Genomic DNA, 8,989 nt, shown 5'->3' on the forward strand with positions numbered 1-8,989 from the left:
AATGACGAGACCGCCGTAATCCCGGCCATCGAGTTCGACCCCCGGGTGCCGATCGAGGCCTACCGCACCACGTCGATGCGCAGCCTCGTGATGGTCCCGATCGGGTCGCCGGAGCCGATCGCCGCCCTGGGCGCCTATTGGTGCACGTCGGTCATCCCGGACGACATGACGGTCTACCGGCTGGAGATGCTGGCGCGGCAGGCCGGGGCCGCGCTGGCCTCCCTGCACCCGCGCGCCCAGGCGCGGCGCCCCGATGCCGTGCCGCCATCCGATCGCGAGGCCGGGCGGCCGACCTAGGCGCAGCCCGGTGCGGGCCGCGCGCCTGCGTCGCAGCGGGGATCAATCACCGGCCTCCGGCTGTTGCTAACACGCCCGCGGCTCGCCTGGATGTCTCAAGCCCCCTCATGAAGCGCTTCGTCCTCATCGGCATCTTCGCCGCCCTGTTCGCCGCGATCATCGCGATTGCCGGCACGTGGTCCGTCGTCACGCCCATCAATCCCGCGGTCGCCCCGGACACCGCCGCGGCGCCGAACCCGACCGCGCAACGGAAGTGATGGTTGCCGGCCGGCGGGGTCGCGTCGCGCGATCTCACCGGCGCCCGCCCGCCTCCGCCCGGCCCCGGAGAGCCGCCAGCAGGCCGCCTTCGAGGAGCAGGGCGGATCCGTAATGGAACTCGATATCGAAGCGGCTTCGAGAGTTCATCGACAGGGATGCGCTCTGCAGGGCGATCAGCCGGCCGGCCTCGTCGAACAGGCCTGAGCCCGAGCCGCCGTAGCCGTCGTTGCAATCGTGGCGGGCGCGGCGGATCGCATCCTCGCTCGGCGGGTCGATCCGCCGGATGGCGCAGCGCTCGAGGCTGCTGGGGCCGCGATAATTGCCGTGGCCCGCGGGCGACACCATGGTCACCGGCAGGGTGACGTCCCCGACCGGCAGATCGGGCGGCTCAGGCAGGGGCTGCGGGACGGCATCGGCCGGGCGGTCGAGGCGCAGGATCGCCCAATCGTCGGTGATGTGCAGGCCATCCGCCCCGGGGGCGGTTCCGAGCACCAGGCTGTCGGCCTCGAAATCGTAGTTGCGGCCGCCGATCTGGAAGTAGCAGTCGGCCACCGGGCGGGTGACCGCGAGGCGGCGATCCCGGAAATTGTGGGCGTTCAGCACAACGGTCGAGCGATCGGCGATCAGCCACGCCGCGGCCGCCTTCTGCGGGACGCCGTCCGGACCCCGGCACCACAGGATGCCGGCGCCCCGATAGCGCTCGAAATCGGCGCCGGTCAGGTCGCGGCGCGCATCCTGCGGATACAGCGCTGCGAGGCGACCCGCCGTCCCGGCTCGGTCCGCGCCCCGGGCCGCGCCGGCCAGAGCGAACAGCGCCGTCACCAGCAGGATCGGCCGCCGGGCATGCGCCGACCGCCGGGGGCCTCCCGAGACCGGCATCGTGCCGGCAAAGAACGGGCTGGACCGTCTCAAGCCCATCAAGCAGCCCCGAAGACTGAAGGCCGAGCATTGTGCGGGCCGGGAACACAGTTCTGGGCGGGCGCCGGGGGGGCGGTCAAGCCGGCGACGGGTATTCCGCTGCGTCCCCGCGGCATTGCCGAATTATCCCGCCAACAAATGTCAGCTTGCCTGAAGACATCGTCGGGCATTGGCGCATAAAACTGAAAGGTGACAAGATCTTAATAAGCAGATCATAAAGGTCGAATGTCTCTAAGTCGCAAATAAAGCTGACTATCGATGCGAGCGGCCTCGATCGATCTTGCACTGCGAAAATGAATAGCCGCGTTGCCGAAAGGCCGGCGGCCTGGCGAGGAGATGCATCATGAGAAGGCTAGCGGGTTCAGTCTCGGCCCTGGCGATCCTGGCACTGGCGCCGGTCGGCCTTGCGGGCGCGGCTTTCGCCAACGACAAGCTCATCGAGCAGTCGAAGAGCGGCGAAAACTGGGTGATGCCCGGTAAGAACTACGATTCCGACAATTACAGCGACCTGACGCAGATCAACAAGACGAACGTCAAGCAGCTGAAGCCGGCCTGGACCTTCTCCACCGGTCTGCTCAACGGCCACGAGGGCGCGCCCCTGGTCGTCGACGGGAAGATGTACGTCCACACCTCGTTCCCGAACAACACCTTCGCGCTCGACCTCGACGATCCGGGCAAGATCCTGTGGCAGGACAAGCCCAAGCAGAACCCGGCCGCCCGCTCGGTCGCCTGCTGCGACCTCGTCAACCGCGGGCTGGCCTACTGGCCGGGCGACGGCAAGACCCCGGCGCTGATCCTGAAGACCCTGCTCGACGGCAACGTCGTGGCGCTGAACGCGCAGACCGGCGAGACGGTCTGGAAGGTCGAGAATTCCGACATCAAGGTCGGCTCGACGCTCACCATCGCCCCCTACGTGGTGAAGGACAAGGTGATCATCGGCTCCTCGGGCGCCGAGCTCGGCGTGCGCGGCTACCTGACCGCCTACGACGTGAAGACCGGCGCCCAGGTCTGGCGCGCCTACGCCACCGGTCCGGACGAGGACCTGCTGCTCGCCAAGGATTTCAACATCAAGAACGCCCATTACGGCCAGAAGGGCCTGGGCACCTCCACCTGGGAGGGCGACGCCTGGAAGATCGGCGGCGGCACCAACTGGGGCTGGTACGCCTATGACCCGGGCACGAACATGATCTATTTCGGCACCGGCAACCCGGCGCCCTGGAACGAGACCATGCGTCCGGGCGACAACAAGTGGACGATGACGATCTTCGGCCGCGACGTCGACACCGGCGAGGCGCATTTTGGCTACCAGAAGACGCCCCACGACGAGTGGGACTATGCCGGCGTCAACGTGATGATGCTGTCCGAGCAGAAGGACAAGGACGGGAAGATGAGGAAGCTTCTCACCCATCCCGACCGCAACGGCATCGTCTACACCCTCGACCGGACGGACGGCTCGCTGGTCTCGGCCAACAAGATCGACGACACGGTCAACGTGTTCAAGTCGGTCGATCTGAAGTCCGGCACGCCGGTGCGCGACCCGGAATACGGCACCCGGATGGATCACCTCGCCAAGGACATCTGTCCCTCGGCGATGGGCTACCACAACCAGGGGCACGATTCCTACGATCCGAAGCGCCAAGCCTTCTACATGGGCATCAACCACATCTGCATGGATTGGGAGCCGTTCATGCTGCCCTACCGGGCGGGCCAGTTCTTCGTCGGCGCGACGCTGAACATGTATCCGGGTCCGAAGGGGGACCGGCAGAACTACGAGGGGCTGGGCCAGATCAAGAGCTACAACGCCATCACCGGCAAGTTCAACTGGGAGAAGATGGAGCGCTTCGCCGTCTGGGGCGGCACCACCGCCACCGCCGGCAGCATCGTCCTGTACGGGACGCTGGACGGCTTCATCAAGGCGCGCGACTCGGACAACGGCGACCTGCTCTGGAAGTTCAAGCTGCCCTCCGGGGCGATTGGCTACCCGATCACCTACACCCACAAGGGCACCCAATACGTCGCCATTTATTACGGCGTCGGCGGCTGGCCGGGCGTGGGCCTGGTGTTCGACCTGCAGGATCCGACTGCCGGCCTCGGCGCGGTGGGCGCCTTCAAGAAGCTCGCCAACTACACCCAGATGGGCGGCGGCGTGGTCGTGTTCTCCCTGGACGGCAAGGGTCCGTACGACGACCCGAACGTCGGCGAGTACGCGCAGCACGCATCCAAGTGACCCGCACCTGACCCGCGCCTGACCCGCGCCTCCTGGCGCGACAGCTCCGCCGCCCCGTTCGGGCGGCGGAGCCCCGGTTCGCCGGCCCCGCCCTCCCGGCGCGGGAGCCGCTTCCCGACGAAATCCTTTGAGGGATCGAAACCATGCCGCTCCTCGGCGGAATCCTTCGCGCGGCGACCTGCGTCGCGGCCCTGCTCGCCCTCGCGATCCCGGCCCAGCGGGCCTGGGCCCAGGAATCGGAGGCGCAGGTCATCCAGGCCGAGCCCGGCAAGGCTGCGGCCGCGCCCAAGCCCGACCCGTCCATCCTGCGGATCTGCGCCTCCGAGAAGCAGCCGCCGCTCTCCATGCGGGACGGGTCTGGCCTGGAGAACCGGGTCGCCGTCGCGGTCGCCGAGGCGATGGGCAAGAAGCCGGTCTTCGTCTGGCTCGCCAAGCCGGCGATCTACCTGGTGCGCGACGGGCTCGAGAAGCGGACCTGCGACGTGGTCGTCGGCCTCGACAGCGACGACCCGCGGGTGCTGACCACCAAGCCCTACTACCGCAGCGGCTACGTCTTCATCACCCGCGCCGACAAGGACCTCGACGTGAAGTCGTGGTCGGATCCGCGCCTCAAGACCGTCGACCACATGGTCGTCCCGCTGGGCTCCCCGGGCGAGGCGATGCTCAAGGATATCGGCCGCTACGAGGAGGACATGGCCTACCTCTACTCGCTGGTCGGCTTCCGGGCGCCCCGCAACCAGTACACGCAGATCGACCCGGCCCGGATCGTCAGCGAGGTCGCCAACGACAAGGCGGATGTGGGCGTCGCCTTCGGGCCCGACGTGGCCCGCTACGTCAAGGAGTCGGCCGTGCCCCTGCGCATGACCCTCGTGCCCAACGATACGGTCAGCAGCGACGGCCGCAAGATGCCCCAGAGCTTCGACCAGTCCATGGGCGTGCGCCGGGACGACACGGCGCTCCGCGACGCCCTCGATGCCGCCATCGCCAAGGCCAAGCCGCAGATCGACGCGATCCTGAAGCAGGACGGCGTCCCGGTGGCGACCAACTGACCCTCGCCGCGCGGCCGGCGAGCGAGCGCCGCGCGATCCAGTCCCCGTGAAGCGAAGATGAGATGACGAAGACCACACGTATCCGGTTGATGCTTCTGGCCGGCGCCGCCTCGGCGCTCTGTGCGGCCGCCGTGATGGCCCAGCCGCAATCCGGGCCGCAGACCGGCCTGATCTTCCGCAACACCATCACCGGGGAGCCGCTGGACCTCGCCGAGGGCAAGCCCGGCGGGCGCGACACCAAGGCGGTCCAGACCTTCTTCCAGACCGGCAAGAACCTCTACATCGACGACAAGTCGTGCCTGCGCAACGGCGAGAGCCTGTACCTGACCTCCTGCTCCGGCTGTCACGGCCATCTGGCCGAGGGCAAGGTCGGCCCCGGCCTCAACGACAATTACTGGACTTATCCGGCCAACACCGAAGATACCGGCCTGTTCGCGACGATCTGGGGCGGGGCCAACGGCATGATGGGCCCGCACAACGAAGATCTGAACCCGGATGAGGCGCTCCAGGTCATCGCCTGGATCCGGCATCTCTATACCGGCCCGGTCAACGATGCCGCCTGGCTGACCGACGAGCAGAAGAAACACTACACGCCCTTCAAGGAAGGCGAGACCTTCGCCAAGGACGAGCCCGGCCAGTGCAAGCCGCTGGAGTGAGCGTCCGCGCGGAGCAGCGCCCGGCCGAGCCGGCGCCAAAGAACGGCCCATCGGGCCGCCCTGGGAGCGAACGCAAGGAGTCGACGATGCGCAACAGAAGCATGATCACCGCCGCGATGGTGGCCGCAGGGGCGCTCTTCGCCCTGCCGGCCCTGGCCTATGATGGGCAGACCTGCAAGGCGCCGGGCAATTGCTGGGAGCCCAAGCCCGGCTTCCCCGAGAAGGTCGCGGGGACGAAGTACGACCCGAAGCACGACCCCAAGGAGGTCGGCAAGCAGGCGGAATCCATCAAGCTGATGGAAGAGCGCAACCGCAAGCGCATCGAGAACGCCAAGAAGACCGGCAAGTTCGAGTACGACGTCAGCAAGATCTCAGCGAACTGAATCGCGAAGATCCAGATCGATCCCTCATCCTGGGGCTCCCGCTTCGCAGAAGCATCTCAGGATGAGGTCGAGGCTCAGAAGCCGGAAATCGACGGGCTTCCGCTCTTCCATGTCGCCGCGCGCCGCCGAGCCGGTCGCGCGCCTCGGTCCGGTCTCTCCCTGAGGCCGGCCGCCCTGTCCCGGAACCAGCGCGATGAACACGCTCCACCCCGGCGACGCCCAGCTCACCGATTGGCGGGCCTCGGCCGCCCGCTTCGAGGCGGAGGTCGCCAAGGCGGTGGTCGGCCAGGCGCGGGTCATCCGCCTCGTCACCACGGCGATCTTCGCCCGCGGCCACGTCATGCTGGAGGGCGATGTCGGCGTCGGCAAGACCACGCTGCTGCGGGCGGTCGCCCGGGCCCTCGGGGGCGCCTACGAGCGCGTCGAGGGCACGGTCGACATGATGCCGACCGACCTGATCTACCACACCTACCTCGCCGAGGACGGCCGCCCCCGGGTCGAGCCGGGGCCGGTCCTGCGCCGGGCCGAGGATCTGGCGGTGTTCTTCTTCAACGAGATCAACCGCGCCCGCCCGCAGGTCCATGCCCTGCTCCTGCGGATCATGGCCGAGCGCAGCGTCACGGCCTTCGCCCGGGACTACCGGTTCCCCAACCTCCAGGTCTTCGCCGACCGCAACCGGGTGGAGCGCGAGGAGACCTTCGAGTTGCCTGCCGCCGCCCGCGACCGCTTCCTGATGGAGATCGGGATGGACGCGCCGCGCAACGCGCAGGCCCGGCGCGCCCTGGTGTTCGACCCGCGCTTCCACGACACTGACCGGCTGATCGCGGAGGTGGCCGAGGGCGTGCTTGACCAGGCCCGCCTCGGCGCCATCGCGGCCTCGATCCAGGTGGCGATCCAGGCCGCCCCGGAGATCGAGACCTATGTGGTCGGGCTCTGGGATGCCCTCGTGCGCCCGGCGGAGGCCGGGATTCGGCTCCCCGGAATCGACATGGCCACGCTGGTGCAGGGCGGTGCCTCGCCGCGCGGCCTCGCCTTCCTGGTCCGGGCGGCCCGGGTGCGGGCCTGGCTGGAGGGGCGGGACTGGCTTGTGCCGGAGGATATCCGGGCGGTCTTCCCCGAGGTGATGGCGCACCGCATCTTCCTGGAGCCGGTCCACGAGATGCGCCGCAGCGAGATCGTCCCGGACCTGTGCCGGGCGGTGTTCGAGACGGTGCCGGCCCCATGACCGGGGCGCCCTCGGCCGAGATCGTCTACCTGCCGCGCTGGCGCCCGCGGGGCCGCCGGATCGGGGCGCATCGCGGCCAGGAGGCCGGCGGGCTCGGCACGTTCCGGGACCAGGTTTCGTTCCTGACCCTGCCGGATGCGCGCCGGATCGACCTGCGCGCCAGCCTGCGCGACCCGTTCGAGGGCGTGCATGTCCGGCGCTTCGAGATGCGCAACGCCGTCGAGGTCTGGGCGCTGATCGACCTCTCGGCGTCGATGCGCTTCCGGGGCGCCGGCGACCGCCTGCGTCAGGCCGCCGACCTCTGCGCCGGACTCGCCGCATCGGCGACCCGGATCGGCGACGGGTTCGGGGTGATCGGCTGCGACCACACCGTGCGGGCGGATCTCTACCTGCCGGCCACGCGCCGGCGCGGGCCGGCCCTCGCCATGGCCGAGCGGATTGCGGCGGCGCGCTGTGACGCGACCGGCGCCGAGGGGCTGCTGGACGCCGCGCGCCTGCTGTTCGGCCGGCCGCGCCTGATCTTCCTGGTCTCCGATTTCCGCTGGCCGCAGGACCTGATCGCGCAGGTCTTCGCGGCGCTGGCGCTCCACGACACGGTCCCGGTCCTGCTCGCCGACAGCGCCGAGGATGCCGGCCTGCCGGATTGGGGCCTGGTGGAACTCGACGATCTCGAAGGCGCCGGTCGCCGCCTCGTCTTCCTGCGCCCCGCCCTGAAGCGGCGCTGGATCGCCCGGGAGCAGGCCCGGCGCGACGCCCTGCGCAGCCTCGCCGCCGCGTCATCGGCCCGGGCCCCGTTCCACCTGGTCGACCGCTTCGACGCCCAGGCGCTCACCCGCCACCTGCTGGCGACTTGAGATGACGGGAGCGCTCACCAAAAGTCCGGGTTTCAAAAGGTTCGAGACCTTTTGCGGGTGCAGGGCGGAGCCCTGCGATCGGGCGCGGTCCAAGGCATCAGGGCTCCGCCCCAATACCCCCCCGATGGGCTTCGCCCTTCGGAAACCCATGATCTTGGCCTGCTGCGCACTCCTTCTGCAGGCCGGTGCCGCCATGGCGCAGGTGCGCTCCGTCGAGGTGCGGGTGCCCCGCGCCTTCGGGTATTTTCTGGGCGATCTGGTGCGGGTTCAGGCCGACATCGCGGTCGATCCCGGGTTCAGCCTGCAGCGCGCCTCCCTGCCGGCGCCCGGGCCGCTGACCTATTGGCTGGACCTGCGCGCCATCACGGTGGAGGAAAACCTCGGCCGGGTCCGGCTGCACCTCACCTACCAGACCTTCTACGCGGCGCTCGATGCCCGCCAGATCGCGATCCCGGGCTTTTCCGTGTCGCTGGAGAGCGCGGCCGCGGGCGGCACGACTTCCGCCAAGGCCGAGATCCCCGGCTGGTCACTCGGCGTCTCGCCCCTGCGGGAGGTCCAGCCGGAGAAGCACGATGACCCGGCCGAGTATCTCCGACCGGACGGGCGCGTCCCCCGGCTCGACCCGGTGCCGGACCTGCGGGCCGCCCTCGTGTCCTTCGTGGCGGCCGTCCTGGCGCTCGCGGCCCTCGGCTATGATCGCGGCTGGTTCGCGCGGCCCGGGCGCCCGTTCGCCCGGGCCGCGCGCGCCCTGCGCCGATTGGGCGGTGAGGGCGAAGCCCGCTACCGCGAAGCCCTGCGCCTGATCCATCGCGGCCTCGACGAGACCGACGGCCGCCGCGTGCTGGCCGACGACCTCTCGGCCTTCCTCGACCGGCATCCGGCCTTCCGCCGGGAGGGACCAGCCCTGGCCCGGTTCTTCGACGCCTCGCGCCGGGCCTTCTTCGGCCGCGAGACCGAGGCCGCCCGGGCGAGCCTGCCCTGGTCCGAGGTCGAGGCCGGCCTGCGCCGGCTCGCCGCCGCCGAGCGGGAGGCCTGAGCGATGGCCGTCGAGTCGCTCGGGGTCGCGTCGCCCGCCTGGCTGTGGCTGCTGCCGTTCGCGCTGCTGCCGCTCGTCGCCTCCGG

9 protein-coding genes and 1 pseudogene are annotated in these 8,989 nt (G+C 69.7%); 9 read left to right on the forward strand and 1 reads right to left on the reverse strand.

The features are described from left to right. Window positions 1-297 (forward strand): annotated as a pseudogene (locus tag AKJ13_RS29550) (GAF domain-containing protein); the annotation flags it as partial. A gap of 107 nt (window positions 298-404) precedes the next feature. Beyond that, complete coding sequence (locus AKJ13_RS32425) at window positions 405-554, forward strand: hypothetical protein (protein ID WP_007569493.1); 150 nt, start codon at window positions 405-407, stop codon at window positions 552-554. Window positions 555-588: 34 nt separating this feature from the next. Here the strand turns inward: AKJ13_RS32425 and AKJ13_RS29555 are convergent, their stop codons facing one another. After that, complete coding sequence (locus tag AKJ13_RS29555) at window positions 589-1,473, reverse strand: serine protease (RefSeq protein ID WP_050736512.1); 885 nt, start codon at window positions 1,471-1,473, stop codon at window positions 589-591. A 343-nt stretch (window positions 1,474-1,816) separates the two neighbouring features. On the opposite strand from AKJ13_RS29555, the gene AKJ13_RS29560 reads away from it, so the two are divergent. The 7 genes from AKJ13_RS29560 (at window position 1,817) to AKJ13_RS29590 (ending at window position 8,903) form a co-directional block, all read left to right on the forward strand. Further along, window positions 1,817-3,700, forward strand: coding sequence for a methanol/ethanol family PQQ-dependent dehydrogenase (locus AKJ13_RS29560; RefSeq protein ID WP_050736513.1), 1,884 nt, complete (start codon window positions 1,817-1,819; stop codon window positions 3,698-3,700). 143 nt (window positions 3,701-3,843) lie between these two features. Then, complete coding sequence (gene moxJ / locus AKJ13_RS29565; RefSeq protein WP_050736514.1) at window positions 3,844-4,749, forward strand: methanol oxidation system protein MoxJ; 906 nt, start codon at window positions 3,844-3,846, stop codon at window positions 4,747-4,749. A gap of 89 nt (window positions 4,750-4,838) precedes the next feature. Continuing rightward, window positions 4,839-5,405, forward strand: coding sequence for a cytochrome c(L), periplasmic (moxG, locus tag AKJ13_RS29570; protein WP_144426451.1), 567 nt, complete (start codon window positions 4,839-4,841; stop codon window positions 5,403-5,405). An 86-nt stretch (window positions 5,406-5,491) separates the two neighbouring features. Then, complete coding sequence (locus tag AKJ13_RS29575) at window positions 5,492-5,788, forward strand: methanol dehydrogenase [cytochrome c] subunit (RefSeq protein ID WP_007569499.1); 297 nt, start codon at window positions 5,492-5,494, stop codon at window positions 5,786-5,788. Window positions 5,789-5,981: 193 nt separating this feature from the next. Continuing rightward, window positions 5,982-7,013: a MoxR family ATPase gene (locus tag AKJ13_RS29580; RefSeq protein WP_050736516.1), complete on the forward strand. Its 1,032-nt coding sequence runs from the start codon at window positions 5,982-5,984 to the stop codon at window positions 7,011-7,013. Beyond that, window positions 7,010-7,867, forward strand: a complete 858-nt coding sequence (locus AKJ13_RS29585) for a DUF58 domain-containing protein (RefSeq protein WP_050736517.1) — start codon at window positions 7,010-7,012, stop codon at window positions 7,865-7,867. The genes AKJ13_RS29580 and AKJ13_RS29585 overlap by 4 nt, the downstream gene beginning before the upstream one ends. A gap of 148 nt (window positions 7,868-8,015) precedes the next feature. Next, complete coding sequence (locus AKJ13_RS29590; RefSeq protein WP_082317204.1) at window positions 8,016-8,903, forward strand: nonribosomal peptide synthetase MxaA; 888 nt, start codon at window positions 8,016-8,018, stop codon at window positions 8,901-8,903. Window positions 8,904-8,989: the final 86 nt, after the last annotated feature.

Source organism: Methylobacterium sp. ARG-1 (assembly GCF_001262595.1).
In the GTDB taxonomy this organism is placed as follows: Bacteria; Pseudomonadota; Alphaproteobacteria; order Rhizobiales; family Beijerinckiaceae; genus Methylobacterium; species Methylobacterium brachiatum.

Bases quoted from the DNA above. Each gene is read 5' to 3' on its own strand.
- AKJ13_RS32425 (WP_007569493.1), top strand. From the start codon at position 405: ATGAAGCGCTTCGTCCTCATCGGCATCTTCGCCGCCCTGTTCGCCGCG.
- AKJ13_RS29555 (WP_050736512.1), bottom strand. From the start codon at position 1,473: ATGGGCTTGAGACGGTCCAGCCCGTTCTTTGCCGGCACGATGCCGGTC.
- AKJ13_RS29560 (WP_050736513.1), top strand. From the start codon at position 1,817: ATGAGAAGGCTAGCGGGTTCAGTCTCGGCCCTGGCGATCCTGGCACTG.
- moxJ (WP_050736514.1), top strand. From the start codon at position 3,844: ATGCCGCTCCTCGGCGGAATCCTTCGCGCGGCGACCTGCGTCGCGGCC.
- moxG (WP_144426451.1), top strand. From the start codon at position 4,839: ATGCTTCTGGCCGGCGCCGCCTCGGCGCTCTGTGCGGCCGCCGTGATG.
- AKJ13_RS29575 (WP_007569499.1), top strand. From the start codon at position 5,492: ATGCGCAACAGAAGCATGATCACCGCCGCGATGGTGGCCGCAGGGGCG.
- AKJ13_RS29580 (WP_050736516.1), top strand. From the start codon at position 5,982: ATGAACACGCTCCACCCCGGCGACGCCCAGCTCACCGATTGGCGGGCC.
- AKJ13_RS29585 (WP_050736517.1), top strand. From the start codon at position 7,010: ATGACCGGGGCGCCCTCGGCCGAGATCGTCTACCTGCCGCGCTGGCGC.
- AKJ13_RS29590 (WP_082317204.1), top strand. From the start codon at position 8,016: ATGATCTTGGCCTGCTGCGCACTCCTTCTGCAGGCCGGTGCCGCCATG.